Source organism: Hoeflea sp. Naph1 (genome assembly GCF_046837775.1).
Lineage (GTDB): Bacteria > Pseudomonadota > Alphaproteobacteria > Rhizobiales > Rhizobiaceae > Hoeflea.
In genome coordinates this window covers 3,158,883-3,185,287 of sequence record NZ_CP177286.1, presented here as the reverse complement: position 1 = coordinate 3,185,287, position 26,405 = coordinate 3,158,883, and the positions used below count along the sequence as shown (strand labels likewise).

General features: G+C 61.1%; 25 protein-coding genes. 11 read left to right on the top strand and 14 right to left on the bottom strand.

Annotated elements, in window-relative coordinates:
• Positions 1 to 71 precede the first annotated feature (71 nt).
• The 5 genes from purB to ACK6D9_RS15295 form a co-directional block, all read right to left on the bottom strand.
• The gene (gene purB / locus ACK6D9_RS15315) at positions 72 to 1,379 is read right to left on the bottom strand and encodes an adenylosuccinate lyase (protein ID WP_412049158.1); all 1,308 of its coding nucleotides are present in this window, start codon (positions 1,377 to 1,379) and stop codon (positions 72 to 74) included.
• Positions 1,380 to 1,486: 107 nt separating this feature from the next.
• Entirely contained in the window at positions 1,487 to 2,101 is a 615-nt protein-coding gene (locus ACK6D9_RS15310) for a hypothetical protein (protein WP_412049157.1), read from the bottom strand.
• A complete protein-coding gene (locus ACK6D9_RS15305; protein ID WP_412049156.1) occupies positions 2,098 to 2,829 on the bottom strand; it encodes a DUF2259 domain-containing protein in 732 nt (243 codons plus the stop codon). Before ACK6D9_RS15305 ends, ACK6D9_RS15310 begins: the two co-directional genes overlap by 4 nt.
• A gap of 67 nt (positions 2,830 to 2,896) precedes the next feature.
• Positions 2,897 to 3,904: a P1 family peptidase gene (locus ACK6D9_RS15300; protein ID WP_412049155.1), complete on the bottom strand. Its 1,008-nt coding sequence runs from the start codon at positions 3,902 to 3,904 to the stop codon at positions 2,897 to 2,899.
• Entirely contained in the window at positions 3,901 to 5,025 is a 1,125-nt protein-coding gene (locus ACK6D9_RS15295) for an ABC transporter substrate-binding protein (protein ID WP_412049154.1), read from the bottom strand. Before ACK6D9_RS15295 ends, ACK6D9_RS15300 begins: the two co-directional genes overlap by 4 nt.
• 204 nt (positions 5,026 to 5,229) lie before the next feature.
• On the opposite strand from ACK6D9_RS15295, the gene ACK6D9_RS15290 reads away from it, so the two are divergent.
• The 7 genes from ACK6D9_RS15290 (at position 5,230) to ACK6D9_RS15260 (ending at position 11,010) form a co-directional block, all read left to right on the top strand.
• The gene (locus ACK6D9_RS15290) at positions 5,230 to 5,679 is read left to right on the top strand and encodes a flavin reductase family protein (protein ID WP_412049153.1); all 450 of its coding nucleotides are present in this window, start codon (positions 5,230 to 5,232) and stop codon (positions 5,677 to 5,679) included.
• Between the two features lie 96 nt (positions 5,680 to 5,775).
• Positions 5,776 to 6,699, top strand: a complete 924-nt coding sequence (locus tag ACK6D9_RS15285) for an AAA family ATPase (RefSeq protein WP_412049152.1) — start codon at positions 5,776 to 5,778, stop codon at positions 6,697 to 6,699.
• Positions 6,699 to 7,934 (top strand): vWA domain-containing protein, encoded by a 1,236-nt coding sequence (locus ACK6D9_RS15280; protein ID WP_412049151.1) that lies wholly within the window; start codon positions 6,699 to 6,701, stop codon positions 7,932 to 7,934. Before ACK6D9_RS15285 ends, ACK6D9_RS15280 begins: the two co-directional genes overlap by 1 nt.
• 52 nt (positions 7,935 to 7,986) lie before the next feature.
• Positions 7,987 to 8,322: an XdhC family protein gene (locus tag ACK6D9_RS15275; RefSeq protein WP_412049150.1), complete on the top strand. Its 336-nt coding sequence runs from the start codon at positions 7,987 to 7,989 to the stop codon at positions 8,320 to 8,322.
• 11 nt (positions 8,323 to 8,333) lie between these two features.
• Positions 8,334 to 9,029 (top strand): XdhC family protein, encoded by a 696-nt coding sequence (locus ACK6D9_RS15270; RefSeq protein ID WP_412049149.1) that lies wholly within the window; start codon positions 8,334 to 8,336, stop codon positions 9,027 to 9,029.
• 3 nt (positions 9,030 to 9,032) lie between these two features.
• Entirely contained in the window at positions 9,033 to 10,706 is a 1,674-nt protein-coding gene (locus ACK6D9_RS15265; protein WP_412049148.1) for an NTP transferase domain-containing protein, read from the top strand.
• Positions 10,696 to 11,010: a TfoX/Sxy family protein gene (locus ACK6D9_RS15260; protein ID WP_267656104.1), complete on the top strand. Its 315-nt coding sequence runs from the start codon at positions 10,696 to 10,698 to the stop codon at positions 11,008 to 11,010. The genes ACK6D9_RS15265 and ACK6D9_RS15260 overlap by 11 nt, the downstream gene beginning before the upstream one ends.
• Positions 11,011 to 11,055: 45 nt before the next feature.
• Here the strand turns inward: ACK6D9_RS15260 and ACK6D9_RS15255 are convergent, their stop codons facing one another.
• A complete protein-coding gene (locus ACK6D9_RS15255) occupies positions 11,056 to 11,469 on the bottom strand; it encodes a hypothetical protein (RefSeq protein ID WP_412049147.1) in 414 nt (137 codons plus the stop codon).
• A 391-nt stretch (positions 11,470 to 11,860) separates the two neighbouring features.
• Here ACK6D9_RS15255 and ACK6D9_RS15250 point away from each other — a divergent pair, with 391 nt between their 5' ends.
• Positions 11,861 to 12,814: a LysR family transcriptional regulator gene (locus ACK6D9_RS15250; RefSeq protein ID WP_412049146.1), complete on the top strand. Its 954-nt coding sequence runs from the start codon at positions 11,861 to 11,863 to the stop codon at positions 12,812 to 12,814.
• A 142-nt stretch (positions 12,815 to 12,956) separates the two neighbouring features.
• On the opposite strand, the gene ACK6D9_RS15245 is transcribed toward ACK6D9_RS15250, so the two are convergent.
• From ACK6D9_RS15245 to ACK6D9_RS15230, 4 genes are all read right to left on the bottom strand, one after another.
• Complete coding sequence (locus ACK6D9_RS15245) at positions 12,957 to 14,507, bottom strand: DEAD/DEAH box helicase (protein WP_412049145.1); 1,551 nt, start codon at positions 14,505 to 14,507, stop codon at positions 12,957 to 12,959.
• 309 nt (positions 14,508 to 14,816) lie between these two features.
• Complete coding sequence (locus ACK6D9_RS15240) at positions 14,817 to 16,118, bottom strand: peptidoglycan DD-metalloendopeptidase family protein (RefSeq protein ID WP_412049144.1); 1,302 nt, start codon at positions 16,116 to 16,118, stop codon at positions 14,817 to 14,819.
• A 121-nt stretch (positions 16,119 to 16,239) separates the two neighbouring features.
• On the bottom strand, positions 16,240 to 17,064 hold the full coding sequence (locus tag ACK6D9_RS15235; protein ID WP_412049143.1) for a ferritin-like domain-containing protein: 825 nt from the start codon (positions 17,062 to 17,064) through the stop codon (positions 16,240 to 16,242).
• Positions 17,065 to 17,087: 23 nt separating this feature from the next.
• On the bottom strand, positions 17,088 to 17,555 hold the full coding sequence (locus tag ACK6D9_RS15230) for a peroxiredoxin (RefSeq protein ID WP_412049142.1): 468 nt from the start codon (positions 17,553 to 17,555) through the stop codon (positions 17,088 to 17,090).
• A 126-nt stretch (positions 17,556 to 17,681) separates the two neighbouring features.
• Between ACK6D9_RS15230 and ACK6D9_RS15225 the strand changes: the two genes are divergently transcribed.
• Entirely contained in the window at positions 17,682 to 21,071 is a 3,390-nt protein-coding gene (locus ACK6D9_RS15225) for a DUF3971 domain-containing protein (RefSeq protein WP_412049141.1), read from the top strand.
• 76 nt (positions 21,072 to 21,147) lie between these two features.
• Here the strand turns inward: ACK6D9_RS15225 and tyrS are convergent, their stop codons facing one another.
• Positions 21,148 to 22,401, bottom strand: a complete 1,254-nt coding sequence (tyrS, locus tag ACK6D9_RS15220) for a tyrosine--tRNA ligase (protein ID WP_412049140.1) — start codon at positions 22,399 to 22,401, stop codon at positions 21,148 to 21,150.
• A 217-nt stretch (positions 22,402 to 22,618) separates the two neighbouring features.
• Here tyrS and ACK6D9_RS15215 point away from each other — a divergent pair, with 217 nt between their 5' ends.
• Positions 22,619 to 23,770 (top strand): anhydro-N-acetylmuramic acid kinase, encoded by a 1,152-nt coding sequence (locus tag ACK6D9_RS15215; RefSeq protein WP_412049139.1) that lies wholly within the window; start codon positions 22,619 to 22,621, stop codon positions 23,768 to 23,770.
• A 123-nt stretch (positions 23,771 to 23,893) separates the two neighbouring features.
• Here the strand turns inward: ACK6D9_RS15215 and ACK6D9_RS15210 are convergent, their stop codons facing one another.
• From ACK6D9_RS15210 to ACK6D9_RS15200, 3 genes are all read right to left on the bottom strand, one after another.
• A complete protein-coding gene (locus tag ACK6D9_RS15210; protein WP_322988820.1) occupies positions 23,894 to 24,130 on the bottom strand; it encodes a hypothetical protein in 237 nt (78 codons plus the stop codon).
• 74 nt (positions 24,131 to 24,204) lie between these two features.
• Entirely contained in the window at positions 24,205 to 24,678 is a 474-nt protein-coding gene (locus ACK6D9_RS15205) for a hypothetical protein (RefSeq protein ID WP_322988819.1), read from the bottom strand.
• A gap of 9 nt (positions 24,679 to 24,687) precedes the next feature.
• Positions 24,688 to 24,963: a hypothetical protein gene (locus ACK6D9_RS15200; protein ID WP_412049138.1), complete on the bottom strand. Its 276-nt coding sequence runs from the start codon at positions 24,961 to 24,963 to the stop codon at positions 24,688 to 24,690.
• 274 nt (positions 24,964 to 25,237) lie between these two features.
• Between ACK6D9_RS15200 and ACK6D9_RS15195 the strand changes: the two genes are divergently transcribed.
• Entirely contained in the window at positions 25,238 to 26,278 is a 1,041-nt protein-coding gene (locus tag ACK6D9_RS15195) for an AI-2E family transporter (RefSeq protein WP_412051826.1), read from the top strand.
• The last annotated feature ends 127 nt before the right edge of the window (positions 26,279 to 26,405 follow it).

Genomic DNA, 26,405 nt, shown 5'->3' with positions numbered 1-26,405 from the left:
GATGAAGGCGAGCGGCTTCGTGACATCAGGCTTTGTTACCGGCTGTCACGAAGCGTCCCTTAAAGGTCGCTTCAGCTATCGCCAAACACCCGCGCAAAGATCGTGTCGACGTGCTTGGTGTGGTAGCCGAGATCGAATTTCTCGCGGATCTGTTCCTCGCCAAGAACCTTGACGACTTCCTCATCGGCAAGCAATTCTTCAAGAAAATCCTTGCCTTGCTCCCAAACCTTCATGGCGTTTCGCTGAACCAGGCGATAGCTGTCCTCGCGGCTGACACCGGCCTGGGTGAGCGCCAAGAGCACGCGTTGAGAATGAACCAAGCCGCGGAAGCGGTTGAGGTTCTTTTCCATGTTTTCAGGGTAGACCAGCAACTTCTCGACAACGGTGGCAAGCCGGGCGAGTGCAAAATCGAGCGTGATGGTGGCATCCGGACCGATCATGCGCTCGACCGAGGAATGCGAAATATCGCGTTCGTGCCACAGCGCCACATTTTCCATTGCCGGCATCGCGTAAGCGCGCACCATGCGGGCAAGGCCGGTGAGGTTTTCAGTCAGCACCGGGTTGCGCTTGTGCGGCATTGCCGACGAGCCCTTTTGACCGGGCGAGAAATATTCTTCCGCTTCGAGCACCTCGGTGCGCTGCAGGTGACGCACTTCGACCGCCAGGCGTTCGACCGAGGAGGCGACAACTCCCAGCGTGGCAAAGAACATGGCATGGCGGTCGCGCGGGATCACCTGGGTTGAAACCGGTTCGGGCTTGAGGCCAAGCGCTTTGGCGACATGTTCCTCGACGCGCGGATCGATGTTGGCAAACGTGCCGACTGCGCCGGAAATGGCACAGGTGGCGATTTCCTCGCGGGCGGCAACCAGACGGGCGCGGCAGCGGGCAAATTCGGCATAGGCATAGGCCAGCTTGACGCCGAAAGTGGTCGGTTCAGCGTGAATGGCGTGGCTGCGGCCAATGGTGATGGTGTCTTTGTGCTCATAGGCACGGGTCTTGAGCGCTGCGAGCAGGCGGTCGACCCCGGCGATCAGCAGATCGGCGGCGCGGGTCAGTTGCACATTGAGGCAGGTGTCGAGCACATCGGATGAGGTCATGCCCTGGTGGATGAACCGCGAGTCCTCGCCAACGAATTCAGCCAGATGGGTGAGGAAGGCGATCACATCATGCTTGGTGACCTGCTCGATCTCGTCGATCCGATCGACGCTGAAGTCGGCGGCACCACCGCGCTCCCAGATGGTCTTGGCTGCGGACTTCGGGATAACGCCGATCTCGGCCAGCGCGTCGCAGGCGTGGGCCTCGATCTCGAACCAGATCCGGAACCGGGTTTCGGGAGACCAGATAGCGACCATTTCCGGACGGGAGTAGCGAGGGATCATTGGGGAAGCCCTGAGTTTGTTGCGATGTGGGGGGTCTAGACCATTCCGGCAGGGAATCAAATATCCGAGCAGGGTTGATCGGGGGACAATGGGCAAATTGTGCGGATTTAACGGCCGCGTGACCGATTCAGGACGGGCGTTCTGCTTCGCGCGGGGCGGCGGGTCCAATTCCGGCCGCGTGCCAGCAACCAGGCGGCTGCGAGCAGGAATGCCAGCCCGAGCGGCAGGTAGAGTCGCAGCCCCAGCACGGCAAACTGGTAAAACGCCGCGGCGCTTGTGAAGGCAAGCTGCAACAGCCACAGTTTGGTGAACGGATCGCCGTGCCATTGCGCGTAAAAGTTCCGGTAGATGATTGCGTAGATGGTGGCTGTGATGATGATGGTGGACAGCGACAGGCAGAGAACGGCAGCGGCAAAGGCTGCTTCGCGGGCCTTGCGGAAGGCGACGACGCGGAATGCCGCCAGGCTGAACGGCCAGGCGAGCGCCCCGCCAGCGAACAGCAGCGCCGTCAGCACCCAGTAATGCGTGGTCTGGGCGCCGGTCGACAGCCACATGGAGGCCTGCGCCGAAATCGCCATCGCCGCGCCCCAGGCAATGGCGCCGAGCACAGCTTCCCGCCAGCCGATGCGCGCCGCGTTTAACCGGTCACGCAGGTTGGAATTGTCATTGGCGGGCTTCGGCGCCGGCGCCCCCCGTTTGCGCGTCTTGATGGGTGTGTTCATTCAAAGCGTCGTGTGACTGCGATCCAGCGGCCATTTTCGCCTTCAAACCCTAAGGAGCGGACCAGCACCAGCACGGCGTGGGTCCAGATTCCGTCGGCATAATGGGTGATCGCCCCGCCGAGCCGGTAGCCGGTTGGGCAATTGCGGCTGTTGGGCACTGCGGCATCTTCGTGCAGCACAATCGATGCGGGCTCACCGTTGGCCTCGGTCATTTCCAGCCGGAAGCCGAGCGATGTTTCGGTGATTGACGCGCAGGATGCCGTTGGCGGCAGTTGCTTCTCGGTCAGCTGCGCGGTGTAGGCGCCGAAAGGCTGTGGCACCATCGACATCGGCAGATAGCGCAGCTGGTCGGTTGAACCATTCAGATCGGAAAGAGGGTTGAATGTGGCGATCACGCCGGGGTTTTCTGAAAAACCGTATTGCTGCTCAAGGGTGCTGGATTGCGTGGCGGCTTCAGTGCGCGCATCGGCCACAGTTGCGGCCTCGTCCTCGATGACAACGCGAACGGTCGAGCCGGGCAGGAACGAATCATCGGAGGTATTGATGAAAAACCGGTTGGCAAAGGCAAAACCGGAACCATCCTGAACGCCAAATTCCTCAAATGCGAAAACCCCGCCGTCGGCGGAAAAGCCGAGCGGGCGGAACTCGGAGAACTCGCCGGCGTGAGCCGGGATGCCCGTCAGCATCAACGCCCATAGAGCGAAAACAGCGCGGCGAAGGAGAGGCATGGCGGGTCCCTTTGTTGTCAGTTAGACCGGGTAGCATTGCCGGCGCATGGGGGCAATCGTTTGCCGGTCAATCCGCGCGGGTCGACCAGGCAGGCATCAGGTCGCGGGGATCGGGTGTTGCCGCATAGATGCCGCGGGCAATGGCGCGGCTCATGGTTGAGGCCGCCGCCGCGCCAAGATCAACAAAGGCATCGAGTGAGGGTTTCTGGCCCGACGCGCCGGTGGCCAGTGCAAACACCAGATCGCCGTCAAATGGGGTGTGGCTCGGCCAGATGGCCCGGGCGAAACCCGCATGGGCGGCAATAGCCAGCCGTTTGGCCTCGGCCTTAGTCAGCACCGCGTCGGTAGCAATGACAGCGATGGTGGTGTTGGCGCCGCGGGCCATGTCGCGAAACTTGATCCGCAGTTCGGCGGCGTCGGCGGGCATTGGCGACGGCAGCCCGAGGCCGGCAAATTCAGAACCGATCTCGAACGGTGACGCCCAGAAATGGCGGGTGTCGCCGATGGTAACGGAGCCCATCGGGTTGGCGGCGACGAGTGCGCCGACGATGTGGCCGCTGGCGGTCACGCACGAGGCGGAGCCGAGCCCGCCCTTGAAGGTTGCCGTCAGCGCCCCAAGCCCCGCGCCGTGCGATCCGATGGCGAAATCCGTGTTGGCGACAGCTGCAGCCTGGTATCCCAGCTCCCGGTAGGGCGGGTATCGGCCCCAGTCCTTGTCGCCGCCATTGATCAGATCGAACAGGATTGCTGCCGGAATGATCGGGATCCGGTGCGGGCCGACTTCAAACCCGTGCCCCTTTTCGCGCAACAGCGCCTGCACGCCGCTGGCGGCATCCAGACCGAAGGCCGAGCCGCCGGACAGCACCAGGCCGTTGACGGTCTCGACGGTGTTGTGAGGCTCCAGCAGATCGGTCTCTCGGGTGCCGGGTGCGCCGCCGAGAACCTGCACGGCGGCAGTCGCAGGTGGATCGCAGAGGATCGCGGTGACGCCGGAATTGAGCCTGGTGTCATTGGCGTTGCCAACTTTCAGCCCGGCGACATCAGTGATCAGGTTGCGCGCGCCGGTCTCCATCACTGGCTCTCCTGCCGCAACTGGGCAGCATCGGCGATGCTCATCCGGGTGAATTCGCCATCGCGCAGGATGGCGAGCACGAAGCCCGGTTCGCGGCGTTCGCCCTGGTCGGTGAAGGTGACTGTTCCCAAGGCTGTGGAGAAGGTCGATTGCCGGAGCAGATCTTCAACGCTGCCATTGCTGTGGCCTTGCCGCGTGGCGACCGCGCCGAGGATCTCGGCTGCCGCATAGGCGGGAATGCGCAAACCCTCGGCGATCAGGCCGTGGTCTTCGAAGACGTTTCGGGCGGCCTCGGCTTCAGGCCCGGGGATCGCACCGTCCGAGAGTACCGCAATGGTGCCATCGGGCAGCGGGTTCTCGCCTTGGGGGGCGTGCAAGGCATCACCGCCCATGAACTGGAGTGGCAGTTTCTGATAATCGGCTTCCTTGGCGATGACGGCCATGTCGCTGCGTTCACCACCCACAAAGACGTGGGTGATACCGGCGGACCGCAACCGGCGCACCAAGCTTGGCTGGGTATCCTGTCCGGGGCGGAAATTGTCGACAAAGGTGGGTTTGAGGCCACGGTTTTCAAGCTTGACGCGGACGGCTTCAACCAGTTCACGGCCGGAGATGGCGCCGTCTTCGATCAGCGCGAAGGATTTGTCGGCCCACAGCCGAAAGATCGCGTCGGCGGCGATTTCCGCCTCGGCGCCTGATCTCGGGGCGAGCCGGTAGAATTTCCAGCCCAGGCGGTTGGCTTCCTCGCCGACGATATCGGCGCGCACGGTCAGTGTCATCACCGGGATCGATTCTTCGGTAAGCAACGGCAGCGCTGCAGCCAGGCTTTCGGTGCACAAGAAGCCAACGACGATGTCGACGCCGGCTTCGGCCATTGCGACTGCGGCATCGGAGCCCGATTGGGCCGAGCAGTCGTCGTCGCCCTCGACAATATCGGCATAGACGCCGGGATTGGTTTGATCCCAGATCTGGAAAGCTTCGCGGACATGCTGGCCGAGCAGGGCAAACTGTCCCGACTGCGGGATCACCAGGCCAATACTGAGCGCCTTCGCATGCACTGATGTGGCGGCGAACGAAAGTGCGGCGATGAGCGCCAGGCGGTTCAGCAGGTATCGGGTTTTCATGTAGGCATTTAGCCCGCAGCACGGTATAAATCCAAGCAGAATCCGCAGCTTCCACCCCGTCATACGGAGCTGGAGCATAAAAAGTCGCGGCTGCGGGTTTCAAATTCGCTTGTGGCCTTTATGTATGGTGCCGAGACCAGCGGAACCAGAGGCGCACAGGTGTTGAAACGGCAGACCATTGATTCCAGGGAATATCGCGATGCTATGGCGCGATATGCCGGGCATGTGCAGATCGCGGCAACGGCGCTTGAGGGCGTGCGCCGTGGCGTGACCGTGACCGCGGCCTGCTCGATTTCCGATAGCCCCGGTACCGTCCTGGTCTGTCTCAATCATTCCAACCCGAACAATGCGCTGTTTGCCGAAGCCGGCGTGTTCACACTGAACACGCTAATGGCCGACCAGGAGCCGCTGGCGGTGGCGTTTTCAGGGCTCGACCATCTCGACGTGGAGGCGCGGTTCGGGCTTGGCGAGTGGGATACGATTGCCACCGGCGCTCCCGCGCTTGTCGGCGCGGCGGCGGTTTTCGACTGCCGGGTGATCGAGGCCAAGATCGTGGCCACTCACACGGTTTTCATCGGCGAGGTGATCGGTCTCAGGGTCGGCGCGCCGGGGCCCGCGCTTTTGTATCTGGACCGTGGCTACAGATCGCTCTAGTTTTCGGTCAGGTTGCATTAGGCTGATACCGAACGGGATTCGTATTTTCCGGCCGATGCCACAGCCTGTCGTTTTCCTCCTGCAGCCGGAGCCATGATGTCGATTCAAAACCCTGTGCCAGCCACCATTGATGCAACGCTCGAAATGTTGACGAGCGAGGATTATGTCGCAGGGCGGGCACTGGCGACGGTGCTGTTTCTCAGTCTGCGGATGCAGCGGCCACTGTTTCTGGAAGGCGAGGCCGGCGTCGGCAAGACCGAGATTGCCAAGGTGCTGGCCAAGGCGCTCGACCGGCCGTTGATTCGATTGCAATGCTACGAGGGGCTGGATGTGGCCTCGGCTGTCTATGAATGGAACTATCCGGCGCAGATGCTCGAAATCCGGTTGGCCGAGGCCACCGGTGAGGACGACAAGTCGGCGATCGAGCGTAGCATATTTTCTGAAAAACACCTGATCCGCCGTCCGGTGCTGCAGGCGCTGGGTGGCGTGGCCGGTCGGGCGCCGGTGTTTCTGATTGATGAGCTTGACCGTACTGACGAGGCGTTCGAAGCATTTCTGCTGGAAATCCTGTCTGACTACCAGGTGACCATTCCAGAACTTGGCACGATCAAGGCCGAGGAACCGCCTATTGTCATCATCACCAGCAACCGCACCCGCGAGATACACGATGCGCTGAAGCGGCGCTGCCTGTACCACTGGGTCGATTATCCGAGCGCCGATGTGGAACTGGAGATCGTCCGCCGCAAGGTGCCGGGGTGCCATGCTGAACTGTCGCGGCAGGTGGTGGCCTATGTGCAGCACCTCAGGCAGATGGACCTGTTCAAGAGCCCGGGAGTTGCCGAGACCATCGACTGGGCAACAGCATTGACCGAACTCGACCGGCTGGCGCTTGATCCTGAAACCGTGTCGGACACGATCGGCACCCTGCTCAAATACCAGGATGACATTGCCCGGATCGAAGGCAGTGCCGGGCGAGAGCTGCTGGCCGAGGTGAAGGCCGAGCTGGCAGCGTCGGTCTGATGGCCGAAGCTGTTCCCGCCAAAATTTCCGATCATGACGACGGCCGTATGGTCGACAACATTGTCTATTTTGCGCGCGTGCTACGCAAATCCGGCATGAAGCTTGGGCCGGCGGCGGTGCGCGATGCGGTCGAGGCGGTGCAGGTTGCAGGCATCGGCAGCCGCGAGGAATTTTACTGGGTGTTGCACTCGGTGTTCGTCAAGCGGCGCGAGGATCATCAGGTTTTCGATCAGGCGTTCAAGCTGTTCTGGCGCAGCCGTGATCTGGTCGAGAAGATGATCGCCATGTTTTCACCGGTGGCGATCGAGACCGAGCGCAAGGAAAAGCTCAAGGCCGGCGAAACCAGGGTCAGCCAGGCACTGTTCGAAGGCCACGAGAAAAGCCGGCCGCCCGAAGAAAAGCCGATCATCGATATCGACGCCCGTGAGACCAGTTCCGGCAACGAGGTGCTCAGACAGCAGGATTTCGCGCAGATGACGGCGCTGGAACTGGCTCAGGCCAAACGTGCCATCACCGAGCTGACATTGCCGTTCGACCTGGTCGAGACCCGTCGCTACAAGCCATCGTCAACGCCGCGGCGGATCGATCCGAGAGCGACCATGCGTGCTGCCATGCGCACCGGCGGGGATCTCATTTTGCCGCGGTTTCGGAAGCGCCGAAAGGTGCACCCGCCGCTGGTGATCATTGCCGATATTTCCGGATCGATGAGCCAGTACACGCGGATTTTTCTGCATTTCATGCATGTCATCAGCGAGCAGCGGCGTGGTGTGCACACGTTCCTGTTCGGTACACGGCTCACCAATGTCAGCCGGCAGATGCGCGGCAAGGACCCTGACGAAGCGGTGGATCAGTGCGTCGGCGCGGTGCGCGACTGGTCAGGCGGCACCAGAATCGGCGAAGCACTGAGGCTGTTTAATCGAAAATGGTCGCGGCGGGTGTTGGGGCAGGGGGCGATCGTCATCCTGATTACCGATGGGTTGGAACGCGATTCGTTTGAGGAACTGGAAACCGAGATCGACCGGCTGCACCGCTCATGCAGGCGACTTATCTGGCTCAATCCGCTGCTCCGGTTTGACGGTTTTGAAGCCCGCGCACGCGGGATGCGGACGATGCTTGGCCATGTTGACGAGTTGCGCGCGGTTCACAACATCGCGGCGATGGCTGATTTGGTCGCGGGGCTGGGGACGAAGGACGCGGCTGCGGCCGATCCGCGCCGGTATCTGCAAGGCTCTTGAATTGCAGGCCGGCAAGTGCCCATACTCGTTCTTTGCATGAAGGGAGGTCACCATGAACACTGTGACCGCGGACGACCAGATCGATCCGCTGATGATTGCCGAGCGCTGGATGCTCGACGGCCGGGAGGTGGCGGTAGCCACCGTGATTGAAACGTGGGGGTCTGCGCCTCGACCGGTGGGCAGCCATTTGGTAATTGACGCCAATGGCGATTTTCATGGTTCCGTTTCCGGGGGATGCGTTGAAGGCGCCGTGATCGCGGAGGCCGCGGATGTGATTGCCAGCGGCGAGCCCAAGGTTCTCGAATTCGGGGTGGCCGACGAAATCGCCTGGCGCGCCGGGCTTTCTTGCGGCGGCAAAATCCAAGTCTATGTCGAGCGGCTTGGCTGAGGCATGCACTGATGGATCCCAATCTGCTTAAAAAACTCAATGCTGCGCGGCGTAACCGCCAGGCTGCCGTCATGGTCACCGATCTCGGCGATGGCCGCGACCGGCTGGTGATGAAGGGCGATCCGATCGCCGGCGAGCTTGGCGCGGCGCTCACCAAGGTGTTTGCTGCCGGCAAATCTCGGATGGTGGAGGCGGAAGGCCGCCGGTTTTTCCTCAATGTGCATGTGCCGGCGCCGCGCATGGTGATCATCGGTGCAGTGCATATTTCGCAGGCGCTGGCGCCGATGGCCCGGATTGCCGGGTATGACGTGCTGGTGGTTGACCCGCGCACGGCCTTTGCCACGACCGAGCGGTTTGAAGGCATCGAGCTTATTGCCGACTGGCCCGAGGATGCGCTCAAGGACCGGCCGATCGATGCGTTTACCGCGCTGGTTGCCGTGACTCACGACCCGAAGGTCGATGATTGGCCGCTGACCCAAGCGCTGCAAGCTGGGGCGTTCTATGTTGGCGCGCTTGGCTCGCGCAAGACCCATGCGCGGCGCGTCGAGCGATTGACACAGGCGGGTTTGAGCGAGGCCGAGATCGGCCGCATCGCCGCCCCCATCGGGCTTGGCATCGGCGCGCAGAGCCCGGCCGAGATTGCCGTTGCGGTGCTGGCGCAGGTGATTGCAGCGCTGCGCCGCGCGGACGTGTCGGAAGAGGCGTAAGCGGTGCAATTTGGCCCGGTTCCCCTGCATGAGGCAGAAGGTACGGTGCTGGCGCACAGTACATCCGCCGGATCGCGAAGGCTGAAAAAAGGCCATGTGCTCGGCGCAGCCGACATCGATCTGCTAGATCAGGCAGGCATAATGGAAGTCATCGTCGCCCGGCTTGAGCCCGGTGATGTTGGCGAGAACGAAGCTGCTTCGATCCTCGCACGGGCCTTTACCGGCGCCCACATCCGTGCGGCGAATGCCTCGACCGGCCGGGTCAATCTGCACGCCACGCGGGCCGGACTGTTTCGCGCAGAACCCAAGCTGGTTGACGCGCTCAACGCGATTGATCCGGCGATCACCTTTGCATGCCTTGCGGATCGCACTGCGGTGACGGCTGATGAAATGGTGGCGACCATCAAGATCATTCCGCTGGCTGTACCCGGTGCTTCGTTGGAGCAGGCACAATCAGCTGTTGCCGCGCCTGACCTCGCCGTGGTCATGCCGTTCAGAGCGGTGCGCGCCGGGCTGATCGCGACTGAACTGCCGACGCTTAAAACCTCGGTCATGGACAAGACGCGGGATCTGCTGGCAGTGCGTTTGGCGCCCTCGGGCTCGTCGCTGGTGCGCGAAGTCCGGCTGCCGCACGATGCTGGGGCTGTTGCCCCGGCAATTGCCGAAATGGTCGGAGATCTCGATCTGGTGTTCGTGTTCGGGGCGTCGGCGGTGACCGACAGTGATGATGTCATTCCGGCAGCTATCCGCCAGGCGGGTGGTACGGTGGAACGGGTGGGCATGCCGGTCGACCCCGGAAATTTGATGGTGCTCGGTGCGGTAGACGACGTCACCGTGATCGGTGCGCCGGGCTGTGCCCGCAGCCCGCGCGAAAACGGGTTTGACTGGGTGCTGGCGCGGGTATTGGCGGGGGAACCTCCCTCGTCGCGGGAGATCGGACGGATGGGCGTCGGCGGTCTGCTCAAGGAAATTCCCAGCAGGCCGCAGCCACGTCAGGCAACGCCTGAGCGAACGCGGCAGGCGCTTGAGGTCGGTATTGTTCTTTTGGCGGCCGGCAAGGCCAGCCGGATGGGCGATGGCGCGGGGCACAAATTGCTGGCCGAGTTTGACGGTGAGCCGTTGATCCGGCGGATGGCGCGTACGGCGCTGGGGTCATCCGCCAAGACCGCGGTGGTGGTGACCGGGCACCGTGCGGCCGATATCGCCGCCTGTCTTTCCGGGTTGGACCTGGATCTGGTGGAAAACCGGGACTATGGCTCGGGCATGGCCTCTTCGCTCAAGGCCGGGCTTGCCGCGTTGGGTAATGACATTTCCGGCGCGCTGGTGCTGCTGGGCGATATGCCGGCGCTTGGCTCCAAGCATCTGGATGCGTTAATCGCCGCTTTCATTGCGCATGAAGGTCGGGCGATCATCCGCGCCTGTGACGGCGAGCGTCGCGGCAACCCGGTGATCCTGCCGCGTGCGGCGTTATCCGAGGCGATGACGCTTTCGGGGGATGTCGGCGCACGGGCGCTGATTGAAAGCGGTGCCTGGCCAGTGATTGATGTCGAAATCGGTCCAGCAGCGCGGCTCGATGTCGACACGCCCGAAGCGGTGCGGCTGGCTGGCGGCATTACTGAGACCGGACCGGCGGCGTCCGTGCTCGGGCTTGCGAAGGAGACCGGCCATCGACAATGATCTGATCCGCGACATGTTTGACAGCCTTGGCGAAGTGACCATCAAGCGGATGTTCGGCGGCAAGGGCGTCTACCATCAGGGCCGGATCCTGGCGCTGGAATTCCACGACGAAATTCTGCTCAAGGCGGACACCGAGAGTGCGCCTGAGTTCGCCGCCGCCGGTGCGCAGCAATGGGTCTATGAGGGCAAGAACAAGCCGGTGGCGATGCCCTATTGGTCGATACCGGACTCCGCCATCGACGATCCGGACGAATTGTCGACATGGGTGCGGCTTGCCTGGGAAGCGGCGCTCCGGGCGAAATAGAGATCAGTTGGTTGACGACCCGGGTGCAGGTCGGGCTGGTGCCGGTCAGGATGCGGGGCGGTTGAGCGAAGGGGTCTCAACTGAACGGGTGCTGGCGACGCCATTGCGCAAAATCACATAGGCAAACAGCGCCATTGTGGCGAGCGTGAGCACGGAACCGGTCTTGGCCAGCGCTTCGCCGTTGCCCTTGATGGCCATGGCAATGCCAGGCACGATCACCAGCACCGCAGCGACGGTCAGGAAATAGTGGATATTGGCCAGCCGGGACGCTGCGGCACGCGGGCTGAGCGCATAGAATGTTCCAAACACCGCCATGGCAACAAAGCCAATCAGGTTGAGGTGGCCGTGCGCCGGTGACAGGGTGTGGTCGCCAGAAGCCGACATCTGGATACCCCAGGTCATTCCGGCGAGCGCGAAAATGGCGCTGGTGGCATAAAACCGCGTTGCAATGCTGTTCATGGTCTTCCCTCCTTGGTTATATTTGTGTGTTCGTACCGCGCACCGGTAAAACTCCAGCGAGATCGGCCGGTGCCATCAAGCCCTGAGCGCATCATCGCCACGGTGTTGGCGTCGTGGTGAACTGAGGCGACGGGTCCGAATTGGAACGAACTGGGAAATGGTGTGGAACCGCCAACCGGTACGGGACCACCGCTGGCCTCTTGCCGAAAGAATTAGTTCGGGTGCGCATGGCTGCAGCCATTGGGTGGCGCGGGCACCAAGGTTATGCGTGGTCATCGATTTCTCTGGAACCCGTGGCTGGCTGAATACGAAAACGGTTTCGATTGATTGCAGCCTAAGTCGGATGTACTCATATTCGAAATCGTTTGTTCATATGGCAGGTATTTGCCTCATGAATTTATTGACCTTCGATCTGAACCTGATGCGAGTCCTCGACGCCCTGCTGCGCGAGGGATCGACTGTGCGCGCCGGGCAACGCATCGGCTTGTCGCAGCCGGCGGTGTCGGCAGCTCTCGGGCGGTTGCGCTTGGTGCTTGGCGATGAGTTGTTCCTGCGGCGCGGGCAGGGGCTTGAAGCCACCGATTACGCGCGGTCCATCGAAATTCCGCTGCGCGAAGCTCTCGACAACATCGAGGCGCTGTTTGCCCGTCCCAAGCAGTTCGATCCGATGGTGGCGACCACCGATTTCAAGATCTCGGGCAGCGATTTTTTCGCCGAACTGCTGATGCCGCGGTTGGCAGATCAGGTTTTTAAACGCGCGCCTGGCATCCGCGTGCAACTGTTGGATCTGGTGCCGGACAATTACGTGGAAACGCTGGAGCGTTACGAAGTGGATATCGCCTTGATCCCGGACAGGCCGGTTCCTGACTGGGTGGAAAAGCAGCCGGTGTTCTGGTCGAATTTCTCGGTCATTGCCCGGCAGCGTCATCCGCGGCTCAAGCTGGCCGGGTTGAAGCCGGGTGATATGATCCCGATCGATCTGTTCTGCGATCTTGGCCACATCCTGTTTTCCCCCGAGGGCAAACTCAGGGCGATGGGTGATAAAGCGCTGGACGGTATCGGTCGGGAGCGGCGGGTGGTGATGACCATGCCGGTGTTTTCAGGCGTCTACCGCTCGGTCAGCGAATCCGATCTGATCGCGCTGTTGCCACATCAACTGGCCCGGTGGATTGCGCCCAAGGTGGGATTGAGCATTTATCAGGCGCCGATACCTATCACCCCGGTGCAACTGACCATGGTCTGGCACAAGCGATCGACGGCGGCGCCGGATCACCGATGGTTGCGCGAGTTGATTGCCGAGGCTCTGGCGCCGTTAAACGAAGGGCAGCCGTCGCTGGCTGTCTGAGTTTCCGGTCTGGCCAGAATGCGGGCAGTGGCTGACAATGCAGTTCAGCCAGGGGTGGCAAATAATGCTGCGAGCGCGCAAAAAAAAGCCGCCGGCACGGATGCGGGCGGCTTTGTCGTCTGAGAGTCCGGCTTGCCGTGTCTTACTGACTGGCGCCGATCATCATGAAGGCCGGAATTTCGTCGCCGAAGCCAACCGGTGTCGGATCGCGATCGTCATTCTGACGGCCGCGGCGATGGCGGTCGTCATTGGCAGGCGCCGGAGATTTTTGCGCGGCCTGGCGCGGCTGATCGCGATCCTGACGCGGACGGCGCGGTTCACGTGCTTCCCGTACAGGTGCGGGGGCTTCGCTTGCATTGTCGCTGACCTGCACGGCAGCAGCAACTGGTGCCTCTTCGTTGCTTGCCTGCGCGGCTTCGGGCTGTTCCTTGACGGCTTCAACCTCGGCCTTATCACTGCGTGGCCGCTTGTCGTCACGTCCGCTGCGGCGTGCGGGTGACTTGCTTTCGCCACGGCGGCCGCGGCGCGGAGCTTCATCGGCGTCGCCGTCAGATGAGGCGACAGCCTCCTTGCCGTCGAGCCATTCGATATCCTGACCGATCAGCTTGGTGATGGCATCAACATATTTGCCATCGCGCTTGGAGACCATGGTGAAGGCGGCACCAGCACGACCGGCACGACCGGTGCGGCCGATCCGGTGGACGTAATCCTCGGCGTGGATCGGCACATCGAAATTGAAGACATGGCTGACATCAGGGATATCAAGGCCGCGAGCGGCGACATCGGAGGCCACCAGCAAGGTGATCTCGTTGTCCTTGAAGCCCTGCAACATGTTGGTGCGCGAGCGCTGGTCCATGTCGCCGTGCAATGCACCGACGGAGAACCCGTGCTTTTCAAGTGATTTGAAGAGATCGGCCACATCGCGCTTGCGGTTGCAGAAGATGATGGCGTTTTTCAATTCGGTCTGGGCACGGATCAGTTCGCGTAGGCGTTCGCGCTTTTCGAAATCCTTGCCGCCGCAGGCAACAAGCCGCTGCACCACGGTGGCCGCGGTGGAAGATGGCGGCGCCACTTCAACGCGAACCGGGTTCTGCAGGAACTTGTCAGCAAGCTTCTGGATTTCCGACGGCATGGTGGCCGAAAAGAACAGGGTCTGGCGGGTAAACGGAATGAGTTTGACGATCCGCTCAATGTCGGGAATGAAGCCCATGTCGAGCATCCGGTCGGCTTCGTCGATGACCAGCAGTTCGACGCCGGTCATCAAAAGCTTGCCGCGTTCGGTGTGGTCGAGCAGCCGGCCCGGGGTGGCGATCAGCACATCGGCGCCGCGCTCAAGTTTGCGATCCTGCTCGTCAAAGGAGACGCCGCCGATCAGCAGAACGATGTTGAGGCGATGGTTTTTGCCGTATTTCTCGAAATTCTCATGAACCTGTGCGGCGAGCTCGCGCGTTGGTTCGATGATCAGTGTGCGCGGCATCCGTGCCCGCGCCCTGCCGCGTTCAAGCATCGTCAACATCGGCAAAACGAATCCGGCGGTCTTGCCTGTGCCGGTCTGCGCGATGCCGAGAATGTCGCGTCTTTCGAGCGCCGGTGGGATCGCACCCGCCTGAATGGGGGTGGGGGTCGTGTAGCCTGCGTCTGTGACGGCGGACAATACTTTTTGGCTTAAGCCAAGGTCAGCAAAAGTGGTCAATTGGGAACTGTTTCCGTTTCGGAGTGTGCGACGATGCACGGGATGGCGCGCGATGCACGATCCCTGTGGGTTTCGCTTAGTCGTAACGCGCCACAAAGTCAAGAAAAGCCACCATCTTACGGTGATGACACTGAACCCTCATCTGGTGCGATGGGCAGCATTTTCAAGGCTGCGGAAGCATTGAAGCCGTCACTGTGTTGCTGTTCTCGCATAGTACTTGAATTGCCGCGCCGATACCCTGTCGGGCTCACGTAGGTGCAGACCGGCTTGATTTGGACCGGCTGCGGCTGGCTAAATGCGAGGTCGATACTACCTGGAAGCCAGTAACGGTCTGAGGATATTGGCAGTTTTGACAAAGCGCATCGGGTCCACGGGCTTGCCGTTGCGGCGGACCTCATAATGCAGATGCGGCCCGGTGGAACGGCCGGTGGAACCGGACTTGCCAATCCGTGTGCCACTGGTTACCCGGTCACCCTGCTTGACCAGCACCTTGGAGAGATGCGCGTACCGGGTGGTGATGCCGTTGCCGTGATCGACTTCGACCAACTTGCCATAGCCGCCATGGCGGCCGGCGCGGATGACCACGCCAGAGCCGGCGGCGCGAACCGACGTTCCACTCGGTGCCCGAAAATCAATGCCGCCATGAAACCCCAGCTTGCCAAGGAACGGATCCTTACGGTTGCCGAAGCGTGAGGTGATTTCGGTGGTGTCTACCGGACTGGAAACCGGCAACTTGCGGACCAGCAGACGCATTTCGTCGAGCCGGCCAAGGGCCTGGTCGAGATCGTCAAGCGTGGTTTCAAATGCTTTGGGATCGTTGGGACGGACAAAGGGGCCGCCGACACCGTTGTCTTCGAGTTCGGGGACCGGCAGCCCGGTGTTTTTGATTGCTTCGCCAATTTCCGAGGCGGTCTCATAGGCGTCGATGGCAAGCCCCTGCATTTTCTCGATCTGGCTGCGTTCGATCGACTTAAGCGAGAGGGTGACGTTGGAGAAAATCCGGTCGGCACGGTCGCTGACCGATTCCGCGCTGGTGGCGGTGGAGGTGCCCGCATAAGCCAGCGGGTTGATCCGGGTGGTTGCCGGATCGGCGAGAACGCGAGCGCGCGGTGCCAGGCTTGCCAAACGCAGCGTCTTGGTTGACTCGGTCGTCAGTGCGGCCTGCTTTTCGGGGTTGGGAATGGGAACCGGGATTTGCTGCTGAAGTGAGCCGACCCGCTCGAGCAGGGGGCCGAGCTTGCCGTTGCGAGCGCTCAATGCTTCCTGGCGGGCGATCAGTTCGGCGACCTTGTCTTCCATCAGTTGCTGGTCCAGCAACTGGCGGCTGGTGACCCGGTCGACCTGCGAGCGCAAGGCGGCAATGCGGTCTTCATAGGCGTGCTGCATGCGGGCCTGTCGGGCCATCGAGGCGCCAATCAGATCGTCGCGCAGCACCAGATAGGAAGTGGCGGCAAGATAGCCGATGGCCATGACGCCGAGCAGCGACATGCACAGCCCGGCAATCCATGGGCGTATGGTAATGTGACGAATGCTTTCACCACTGGCGAAAATGATCGTGTGGGCTTGTTTTTGCCGTTTGCCGAAAGTGCGGCTGTCCTGCCTTTGCGACACGCAATAATCCTCGTCGGAACGGGTTGCCGTTGTTTGCTCGAGGACGATTACACCCTGTTAAGGTTAATAAACGTTTGAGACCGGCGCCTGTTCTGTCGAGAACGTCAAACCGGAGCGCTCCTTAAGACATGTTCTGGCTGGAAAGCGTCCGGTAGAAGGTTGGGGTCAAGCCGGCGGCGGCGCGGGCGAGGTCGTTGAAGGGTGGTTTCAGGCCACCGCGGAAATTGGCCCGCACCAGTTCGTGAAACGTCCGGGCCGCATCCTTGCCTTGTCTTGCACACAGAAAGCGGAACCATTTGGCGCCGATCGCCACATGTTTCTTTTCGTCTTCGTAGATGATGTCCAGGACTGCGGCGCTGTCATGATCGCCGGCCTCGCGCATTTTTGCGCGCAGGGAAGGGGTCACGTCGAGCCCGCGGGCTTCGAGGATCAGCGGCACCACGGCGAGCCGTGCGGTCAAGTCGTTGCGCGTGTCATGGGCAGCCTGCCATAGGCCGTCATGGGCAGGCATGTCGCCATAATCGGCGTCCAGCGCGCGAAGACGGTCTCGTACCAACTTGAAATGCTTGGCTTCTTCGAAAGCCACTTGCATCCAGCCATCAAAAAAGCTTTGCGGCATCGGTGCGGCGGCGAACCGCGCGACAATGTCCAGCGCCAGGTCGACGGCGTTGAGTTCGATATGGGCGATCGCATGTAACAGTGCAACGCGCCCGCGTGGCGAATGCAGCGAGCGCCGTACTACCTGGGTAGGCGCCACAAGGTCGGGCTTGTCGGGGCGGCCCGGGCGGTCCGGCGGGAGCATATCCAGCGGCGAGCGCAGTGACAGGCGCCGCGCATGCCAACGACGGGCAACTTCCTGTGTCACCGCGGTTTTTTCATCCAGATCGGCAGCGCGAATGGCGCGCGAGGCACCATCCCTGAGCGAATGGAGAGGAATGTCCATCATGGATTTGGTTGCGCCGATACTGCTCATAGCGCCTTGACGGCCTCGAGAACTTCCTGGGCGTGACCCGGGACCTTGACCTTGCGCCAGATCCTGACGATGCGACCATCGCGGTCCACAATAAATGTCGAGCGCTCAACCCCCAAATATTTGCGGCCGTACATGCTCTTTTCCTTCCAGACGCCGTAGGCTTGAAGCATCGATTTGTCTTCATCGGAGGCCAGGATCACGCCGAGATCATGCTTGGCAATAAACTTGTCATGGGCTTTGACCGGGTCCGGCGAAACGCCGATCACGACCGCACCGGCCTTGGCGAATTCATCGGCCAAGCCAGTAAAATCAATGGCTTCCACGGTGCAGCCGCTGGTATCGTCCTTGGGGTAGAAATACAGCACCACCGTGCTGCCGGCCAATTCTGCCAGCGACACGTTTCTGCCGCCATCGCGTGGCAGATCAAATTGTGGCGCCAGACTGCCTTCGCCAAGTTCGCTCATGTCGGAAACCTCTCATCGCTCATGCGGGATCATTTGCAAGTGACCCTGCCCCGAGGCGGTATATAAACGCAAGCCGGACAGTCCAGTAGAATCAGCAACCTGCAGAAAGAAGTCCCCAAAACCCTCATGCCGGATCACCCGATCACCAAGGTTCGTTTCAAAAAGCGCGATATCGCTGCCTTGCACGACATGCCTTCCGCCAACGCCGACGACCGGATTGTGCTGCGCGCCTGCGGGCATCGCAGCCGACGCCGGACGCTGCTTGTATGGTTTGGGGGAATCATGGCCGGGCTGGTGGTGTTGGTGGGGTTGGGCTTGGCAGCGTTGGAGGCCGGGTTTGCCGATGGGGTCGTGCGCGATCAGGCGCAGGCGGCGCTGGCCCGGGCGGTGGGCGCGGAGAACCGGGCGGAGATGGGCTCGGCTGGGGTGAGGATAACGTTGCGCGGTGAAATTGCGCTTGAGGCACGAGATGTGGTGATTGCGCCGCTGGACAGCGCCAAGCCGCCCAACCGGGTCGACAGAGTGTTGATCGCGCTTGATCCGATGGCACTGCTGACGGGCAGGATTGCCGTCAAATCCGTGAATATTGCCGGCGTTGGTCTTGTCTCACCGGAACGCCAGGGGTTTGATCTTGCCGATCTTGCCGGGTTCCGTGTCGATTCAACCGAGACGGCGATCGAGGAGTTGTTCGTAGCGCTCAACCAGATCGCCGCGCGCGTCGAAGATGTCGACGCCCGGGTGTTCCGGTTTTCCGATGTCCGGATTTCGGGGTCGGGGGCGCTGATCACGATTGAAGAAGCGTCGGTGCAACGGATCGACGGGCAGCATTACGAGATCGAAGCCGACCTGATCCGAGCCGGGCGCTCGATAGCCGTGCATGGCATGGCCACGTCCGAGGGCGGCGGTGTCGGGCTTTCCGAGATCAATGGCGAAATCGATGGGATCGCCATTGATCTGCAGACCAATGGCCGGGTCGAACGTCGCAACGGTGTGAGTTCGGAAATCGTTGTTACCTTCAAGGCGTTGCGCGGCGGAGCCGACAGCCAGCCGGCGCTCAACGCCACAGTGACGACATCCGATGGCACCATCGTCCTGGGCGGGATTGAAACGGAATTGAGCGAAGCGCGCGTCAATCTTGCGTACATGCCCGCCATGGACAAGATCGAGATCACGCCGTCGCTGATCCGGATTGGCGAGACGGTGATGCCGTTTACCGGCGGGCTGATCGACGCTGACAGGATCGAAAGCGTCGGTGGGGTCAAAGGCGAGGGAGTGGCGTTTGATCTGGTGGTCAAGAACGGCCTGGCCGCACCGGGAGATTCGGACGAACCGCCGATTTCCTTCGACGGCAAGGCCTTTGGCCATTTCGACGCCGCCAAGCGGCTGCTGGTTGCTGAGGAATTGGTGCTGGCCTCGGCGCGCGGCGGCCTTTTCGGATCAGCTTCATGGCGCTTTGTCACCGGCCTATCACCGGAGATGAACCTGGTGGCGGAAGCCCCCAGCATGACGACGGCTGCGGTCAAGCAGCTTTGGCCCTACTGGGTTGGCAAGCAAGCACGGCAATGGGTGCTCAATAATCTCTACGGTGGCACGGTAAGCAACGGACGGATTCAGCTGACGGTTCCTGCTGGTCACTTTCCGCGTGACCGGCGGGCAACCTTCAATGAGAACCAGTTGCAGATCGATTTCGATATCCAGCGAGCGCGCATGAATGTTGCCGGCGACATCCCGCCACTGCGCGACACGATTGGGCACATGAAGCTGCGCGGCTCGAAGGTCAGCGTCACGGTGGCCTCGGCAACGGCTTTTTTCCCTACTGGCCGGAAAGTCGACATCACCGATGCGACCTTCACGATTCCGGCAACCGATCAGCAGCCGCTGATGGCCGAACTGGCGATGTCGGTCAGTGGCGAAGCCGATGCCGTGGCCGAATTGATCACCTATCATCCGATTGATGCTCTCGACAGGATCGGTCTGTCGCCGGAAGATCTGAGCGGTACAATTTCGTCGACTGTGACGGCGCGGTTCGGGCTGAATCCGAAACAGTCGCCGCCGCCGCCGGACTGGACGGTCGATCTGCAGATGAGCGGGGTCGATATTGCCAAACCGATCGAAGGCCGGTCACTGACCAAGATGGATGGCAGTCTTTATGTCACGCCGACCCAGGCGGAGCTGAAGACTGACGCGTTGGTCGACGGTGCGCCGATGAAGCTCGACGTGGTTCAGCCGGTGGGCGATTCGTCCGTCCAAGGGCAGCGCAAACTGTCGGGGACGCTGAGCCCGGAAGCGCGCGAGAAGATAGCGCCCGGCACCAACTCGCTGATCTCGGGGCCGGTCGGGTTTGTGATGGAAACCGGCACCGACGGAAGGCAGTTGGTCACGCTCGATCTCAAGCCTGCGGAACTGACGGTTCCGGGCATAGGATGGACCAAGGGTGAGGGGGTTGCCGGTACGCTTCGCTTTGCCCTGCACGAAAAGGGTGGACTGACCCGGCTTGACGATTTGCGCCTGTCAGGCGACGGCTTCGAGGCCACCGGCGCGCTCTCGATCAAGGGGGGGCAATTGGCATCTGCTGATTTCACCAAGGTGGTGCTGTCGCCGCGTGACAACTACCGGGCAAAAATCAGCCGCAGCGGCAAGGGCTACAAGGTGGCGCTTTCCGGTCAATCGTTCGACGCGCGGCCAATGATTGCGTTGGCGAAGTCGACTGCTGGGAGCAGCGGCGATAATACCGGCGCCGCGCAGATCGAGGTCTCGGGCAGCGTCGACACGGTGCACGGGTATTCCGATGAAAAACTGACATCGGGCGTGATCGCCTACAAGGGCAAAGGCAGCCGGATCGAAAAATTCGATTTCAAGGCGGTCACGCAAAGCGGGCAGGCTGTGGTGATCGCGGTCTCCGGCGGCCAGTCCAATGAAACAATAAAGGTTACCAGCGGCGATGCCGGGGCCTTCGTGCGGTTCGCCGGGGTCTATTCGCGCATTCGTGGCGGCCTGCTCAATGTCGGGCTCACCCGCCAGGGCGGTCCGTTGCGGCGTGGTGCGATCGATATCCGGAATTTCGTGGTGGTCGGCGAACCGCGGTTGAGTTCGCTGGTTTCGACACCCAGCAAGAAGGACGGCAAAACCCTGCGTGACGCGGTGAAGGCTGACATCGACGTCTCGGAAGCGCGCTTTGAAGTGGCCAACGCCAAGGTGGTTTCGGGCAGTGGTGAGTTGCTGGTTAGCGAAGGCGTGGTGCGTGGACCGCAAATTGGCGCTTCATTCCAGGGCAAGGTCTATGACGGGAAGGGCCTGATCGACCTGACCGGCACGTTCATGCCCGCCTATGGGGTCAACCGTCTGTTCGGCGAATTGCCGCTGATTGGCGCTCTTTTGGGCAATGGTCGGGATCGTGGCCTGATCGGCATCACCTTCCGACTGACCGGAAAGACCGCGTCACCGCTGCTTGAAGTCAATCCGCTGTCGGTCATCGCGCCGGGTGTGTTCCGCTCGATTTTCGAGTTCAGGCGGTAGCGCGGGACACAGCCGCCGGATCAGGTAACCCGGCGGCGTGACGTCTCGTGGTGGAAAGTGGGATCGGCGGAGCGGTCTATTCGGCGCGCACCAGAACGTGTTTTTTCTTGCCCAGAGATAGTTTGATCACGCCGTCATCATTGAGATAGCTCGCGTTGACCAGTGTCTTGTCGTCCCTGACTGGCACATCGTTGAGTTTGATCGCGCCACCCTGAACATGACGGCGGGCTTCACCATTGGAGCCGGCCAGACCGGCCTGAACGAACAGCGCCAGCAGGCCGATGCCGGCCTCGAGATCGGCAGCGGGAACCGTGATGGTGGGCAGATCAGTTGCGGTCTGGCCTTCCTCGAAGGTCTTGCGCGCGGTCTCGGAGGCTTGTTCGGCTGCGGCGCGGCCATGCAGCATGGCGGTGACTTCCGTCGCCAGAATCTTCTTGGCTTCGTTGATCTCGGCGCCGCCGAGGGCTTCGAGCCTGGCGATCTCGTTGAGCGGCATGGTGGTGTAGAGCTTGAGAAAGCGGCCGACATCGGCGTCTTCGCTGTTGCGCCAGTACTGCCAGAACTCGTAGGCACTGAGCATGTCGGCGTTGAGCCAGACCGCGCCATTGGCGGACTTGCCCATCTTGGCCCCCGATGAGGTGGTCAGCAGCGGCGATGTCAGCGCGTAGAGCTGCGGGCAATCCATGCGGTGACCGAGGTCGATGCCGTTGATGATGTTGCCCCACTGGTCGGACCCGCCCATCTGCAGGCGGCAGCCATAGCGCTTGTTGAGCTCGACGAAGTCGTAGGCCTGGAGGATCATGTAATTGAATTCCAGAAACGACAGCGATTGCTCGCGGTCGAGCCGGGTTTTGACGGAATCAAACGCCAGCATACGGTTGACCGAAAAATGCCTGCCGACATCGCGCAGGAATTCAACGTAGTTGATGCCCATCAGCCAGTCGGCGTTGTTGGCCATGACCGCGTCCTGCGGACCGTCGCCGAAATCGAGGTAATTGGAAAACACGCTCTTGATGCCGGCGATGTTCTCGTTGATCAGTTCCGGGGTCAGCAGTTTGCGGGCTTCATCCTTGAATGAGGGGTCGCCGATCATGCCGGTGCCGCCGCCCATCAGCGCGATCGGCCGGTGCCCGGTCTTTTGCATCCAGTGCAGCATCATGATCTGGATCAGACCGCCGGCATGCAGGCTTGGCGCGGTCGGATCGAAGCCGATATAGGCAGTGACAGTCTCGTTCCGGAACAAATCATCGAGGCCCGTCTCATCGGAGACCTGGTGAATGAACCCGCGCTCGGAAAGAGTGCGCAGGAAATCGGACTTGAAGGCTGACATATCACTGTCCTTGCGGTTATCTCGGCTATTCCGGAAACAATTCGGGCGTCGATCGGTATGTGACGCCCGGGCGGGCCTTTAGCATTAGCGGCAGGCGCATTCAACTGAGGCCATGTCGTCGCTGCTGACGCGGGCTGCCCCGGCATGTAGGTTGCAACGCAAAACAATGCTGATTCCACCTCTTGCGGATCGGCTGATGCAGCAAGGATGACGGCCGATGGCGACTGGCGGCGATCTCAAACGGGCAATCGGGTTGATGAGCGGGACTTCGATGGATGGCATCGACCTGGCGATGCTCGACACGGATGGCGACGCGGTGGTGGATCGCGGTGCTTCCTCGTTTACGGCCTTCGACGCAGATTTCCGCAAGCGGCTGACAGCAGCGCTGGAGACAGCCAAGGCGATTACTGAGCGCGAAGAGCGTCCTGGTGAACTGGCCGAGATCGAGATCGAACTAACCGACCGTCACGCCGAGGCGGTGGAGGCGTTCATGGCGCGCGAATCCCTTAGCCGTGACGACATTGACATGATCGGCTTTCATGGTCAGACGGTGCTGCACCGGCCGCGCCAGGCGCTGACCGTTCAACTGGGCCTTGGCGCGCGACTGGCGGAGCGGCTGGGGATTGATGTGGTGTATGATCTGCGCGCCCGCGACATGACAATGGGCGGGCAGGGTGCACCGCTGGTTCCGGCCTATCACCGCGCGCTTGCTGCCGGGCTCTCGGGCGAATGGGCCGAGCTCAGACCGGTCGCCTTCGTCAACATAGGCGGGATTTCCAACATCACCTATATAGGCTCAGATGACGCGTTGCTGGCCTTCGACAGTGGACCGGGCAATGCGCTGATCGATCAATGGGTGACCCGTCATGCTGGTGTTCCCTATGATTCCGGCGGCGCCATCGCCTCGGAGGGGCGGGTGCTGTCGAGTCTCGCCAACCAGTATCTGTCGTCGCCATTCTTCACCGCTAAACAACGCATATCGCTTGACCGCAACGATTTTCTGCCGCCCGAAGATGGTCAGGCAGGGCTTGAGGACGGGGCGCGTACGCTTGCGTTTGTGACTGCTGCAGCGATTGCCAAGGCGCAGGCGCATTTGCCGGAAAAACCCAAATTGTGGATCCTGACAGGCGGCGGCCGTCACAACCGGATGATCGTCGAGGATCTGACCGTCGCCACGCGCCATTCCGGGCAGGTGATCGTTGCCGAACAAGCCGGGTTGAATGGTGATTCGATGGAAGCCGAGGCCTGGGCCTGGCTTGCGGTGCGATCGCTGCGCGGCTTGCCGCTGACCTACCCCGGCACCACCGGGGTGAGCGAGCCGGCTACCGGCGGGGTGCTGGCACGAGGGTACGGCTGCAAAAATGCCTGACTGATCAAGCGCTACGGCAGGGGTCGTTTCAGAATCAAGACCGGCGCCATCGGGGAGAAAGAGGGCGCCGGTTTTTGTTACGGATCGTCTGTTTACAGACTGCGATATTCGGTGTTGGCTTTGTCAGAGGGCCTTGCGGATACGGGTGAAAGCGTCCTTGAGTTCCGATCCGAGGATTTCGACGGCGTCGCCCAGATCTTCCTTGCTTTTTTTCAGGTTGGCCTGGCTTTCGAAGTGGTTCCAGCGCTCCTGAAGTTCAGCCCACTCGTCTTGCGCTTCCTTTGAACCGAGATGCACCTTGAGTTTGATCTCGTCATAATTCTGCTTGAGGTCTTTTGCCAACTTGTTGATATCAGTCATGTATCTGTTCCTTGTCTAGGGGTTGGGCTGTCGGTGGGAAGCCAATCAGCGCAGGTCAGGTGGATTGTTAGCAGTCACGAGCCTGCCTTTCGGCGACGTAGACTGCGGATGATCGAGGAGATGATCGGAACCAGGAACCTGGCGCTGTCCCATCCATTGAGGCCGTTGATGCCAGCCATGCTGCCTAGCGCTGCGGCAGCCGGATTGGACTTCAATTCGGTTTCCAGTGTTGCCGATGTCAGATCTCGCAGTTCCCTTGCTGCGGCGAGATCCGGGCCGGGCCTGGTGAATGCAGCGACGACCACGAGGACGATTGCCAGCAGCACGTTGGCGATCGCCAGGATGAAGGGCGCCTTGATCGGCCCCCAGTTGGCAAGCAGTAGCTGGTAAGCAGCGATGTTGAGGAATACCAGCGCCATCAAAACGATCAGGGCCGCGAAAATCATCAGCATGAGTTTTCGCGCCTGCACCTTGAGGCGGATTTCCCCTACCAGCAACTCAGAACGAAGGTAGAGCCGGAGGATTCTGACGGTTGAATGAATGGACATGATCTTACATTACTTTGCTGTTAAACGGCCGATGACGATGCCAAGCGCAAGGGCTGCGGAAACCGACGCAACGGGATGCTCGGTGAAGCTCTCTTCCGCATCATCGAGCATCGTCTGGACCAGATCGCCAAGTTCGCCGAGCAATGTGTCGACATCCTCGGGCTGGCTATCGGCTTCCGGTGAAGCGGCACCCGGGGTCGGGTTCGGCGGAGGCACGTTGCGACGCAATTCCTCGACTTCGGCTCGAAGGCCCGCAATTTCTTCTCTCAGGCTGGGCTGCTTCATGGCCTATCCTCAAATCTCATCTCAAGGCGGGATTATAGCGAGGAGCATCGCCACCGAATTGATCTAACGCATTCCGTTGCAAAGAAATCCGATGATAGAGCCGGCTATGTGTACTTCTGCGGCGCGATGATTGCCGTCGACGCTGTTTTGGCGGACTGCGCGGCGGGTGTCGCTTGGACAATCCGGGTGTCTCGGCTACATAATCGTTCAACCGGAAGGAATACCCCCGGTATGACAGCCCCGTTGTGAAAGAACCGCTATGGAACCGCACAGTATTTCAGTTCAGCGCGTGGGCTTTTATTTGATATTGGCGCTTACCACGATTGCTTTCGGCCTGCTGCTGATTCCGTTTTATACGGCGGTGCTATGGGCTGTCATTCTGGCGATTGTCTTTCATCCGGTTCAGGTTTTTCTTGTCCGCCGCTTGAACGGCAGAGAAGGGATGGCTGCGCTTCTGAATCTTCTGATGTGCATTTGCCTGGTGATTGTTCCGGTTGTGATCATCCTTGCTTCCATCGCGCAGGAGGGTACCAGCCTCTACCAGCAAGTCAGCAGCGAGGAATTCGATCTGCGTGGTCGTGTAGAGCAGCTCACGAGCGCTGTGCCTAGCTTCATCGAACGCTGGACGCCCATCGAATTCAGTGCTTTTCCCGACCTGCGGGACAAGCTTTCCGGGGGAATCATGCAGGCCAGTCAGTCAATGGCAGGTCACCTAGTGAATGTCGGCGAGACCACACTGAACTTCTTCATCGGTTCCGGCATCATGCTGTATCTGCTTTATTTCCTGTTTCGCGACGGTGAAAAAATTGTTGTGAGGATCAGGCGGGCGATGCCGCTAAGCGATGATTATTCCGCTCAGTTCCTGGAGAAGTTCACTTCCGTCATCAATGCGACCGTGAGAGGCAACGTCATTATCGCGATTATCCAGGGGACAATCGGTGGCGTGACACTCTGGGCGCTGGGGATAGAGGCGGCATTGTTGTGGGGGGTGGTCATGACCTTCTTTTCCATGTTGCCCGCGGTGGGAGCCGCCTTTGTGTGGGGCCCGATCGCGTTGTTTCTGATGGTCAGCGGTGCATGGTTGAAGGCTGTGATCCTGGTTCTCGTCGGGCTTGTGATTATCGGCCTGATCGACAATCTGTTGCGGCCTCCGCTCGTCGGCAAGGAATCAAAATTGCCGGATTACGTCGTGCTGGTTTCAACGGTCGGCGGCATGGCGCTGTTCGGGATCAATGGTTTTATCGTCGGGCCGTTGATTGCGGCCATGTTCATTTCCGCCTGGTCGCTTTTTGCCCATGAACCTGCTGATACCTGATGCCTGCCGTGACCGACGTGGGCACCTGCGCGTAGAGCCTTGCGGTTCTGCCTCGATGCGGTCACGGACTCCCGTATTGCGGGCACGGCGCTTAAAGCGCTTTGTAACCATCACGCAGATTGCTGCC

Coding starts and splice junctions, on each gene's coding strand:
- purB (WP_412049158.1), bottom strand. CDS start 1,379: ATGATCCCTCGCTACTCCCGTCCGGAAATGGTCGCTATCTGGTCTCCC.
- ACK6D9_RS15310 (WP_412049157.1), bottom strand. CDS start 2,101: ATGAACACACCCATCAAGACGCGCAAACGGGGGGCGCCGGCGCCGAAG.
- ACK6D9_RS15305 (WP_412049156.1), bottom strand. CDS start 2,829: ATGCCTCTCCTTCGCCGCGCTGTTTTCGCTCTATGGGCGTTGATGCTG.
- ACK6D9_RS15295 (WP_412049154.1), bottom strand. CDS start 5,025: ATGAAAACCCGATACCTGCTGAACCGCCTGGCGCTCATCGCCGCACTT.
- ACK6D9_RS15290 (WP_412049153.1), top strand. CDS start 5,230: ATGGCGCGATATGCCGGGCATGTGCAGATCGCGGCAACGGCGCTTGAG.
- ACK6D9_RS15285 (WP_412049152.1), top strand. CDS start 5,776: ATGTCGATTCAAAACCCTGTGCCAGCCACCATTGATGCAACGCTCGAA.
- ACK6D9_RS15280 (WP_412049151.1), top strand. CDS start 6,699: ATGGCCGAAGCTGTTCCCGCCAAAATTTCCGATCATGACGACGGCCGT.
- ACK6D9_RS15275 (WP_412049150.1), top strand. CDS start 7,987: ATGAACACTGTGACCGCGGACGACCAGATCGATCCGCTGATGATTGCC.
- ACK6D9_RS15270 (WP_412049149.1), top strand. CDS start 8,334: ATGGATCCCAATCTGCTTAAAAAACTCAATGCTGCGCGGCGTAACCGC.
- ACK6D9_RS15255 (WP_412049147.1), bottom strand. CDS start 11,469: ATGAACAGCATTGCAACGCGGTTTTATGCCACCAGCGCCATTTTCGCG.
- ACK6D9_RS15250 (WP_412049146.1), top strand. CDS start 11,861: ATGAATTTATTGACCTTCGATCTGAACCTGATGCGAGTCCTCGACGCC.
- ACK6D9_RS15235 (WP_412049143.1), bottom strand. CDS start 17,064: ATGATGGACATTCCTCTCCATTCGCTCAGGGATGGTGCCTCGCGCGCC.
- ACK6D9_RS15230 (WP_412049142.1), bottom strand. CDS start 17,555: ATGAGCGAACTTGGCGAAGGCAGTCTGGCGCCACAATTTGATCTGCCA.
- ACK6D9_RS15225 (WP_412049141.1), top strand. CDS start 17,682: ATGCCGGATCACCCGATCACCAAGGTTCGTTTCAAAAAGCGCGATATC.
- tyrS (WP_412049140.1), bottom strand. CDS start 22,401: ATGTCAGCCTTCAAGTCCGATTTCCTGCGCACTCTTTCCGAGCGCGGG.
- ACK6D9_RS15215 (WP_412049139.1), top strand. CDS start 22,619: ATGGCGACTGGCGGCGATCTCAAACGGGCAATCGGGTTGATGAGCGGG.
- ACK6D9_RS15210 (WP_322988820.1), bottom strand. CDS start 24,130: ATGACTGATATCAACAAGTTGGCAAAAGACCTCAAGCAGAATTATGAC.
- ACK6D9_RS15205 (WP_322988819.1), bottom strand. CDS start 24,678: ATGTCCATTCATTCAACCGTCAGAATCCTCCGGCTCTACCTTCGTTCT.
- ACK6D9_RS15200 (WP_412049138.1), bottom strand. CDS start 24,963: ATGAAGCAGCCCAGCCTGAGAGAAGAAATTGCGGGCCTTCGAGCCGAA.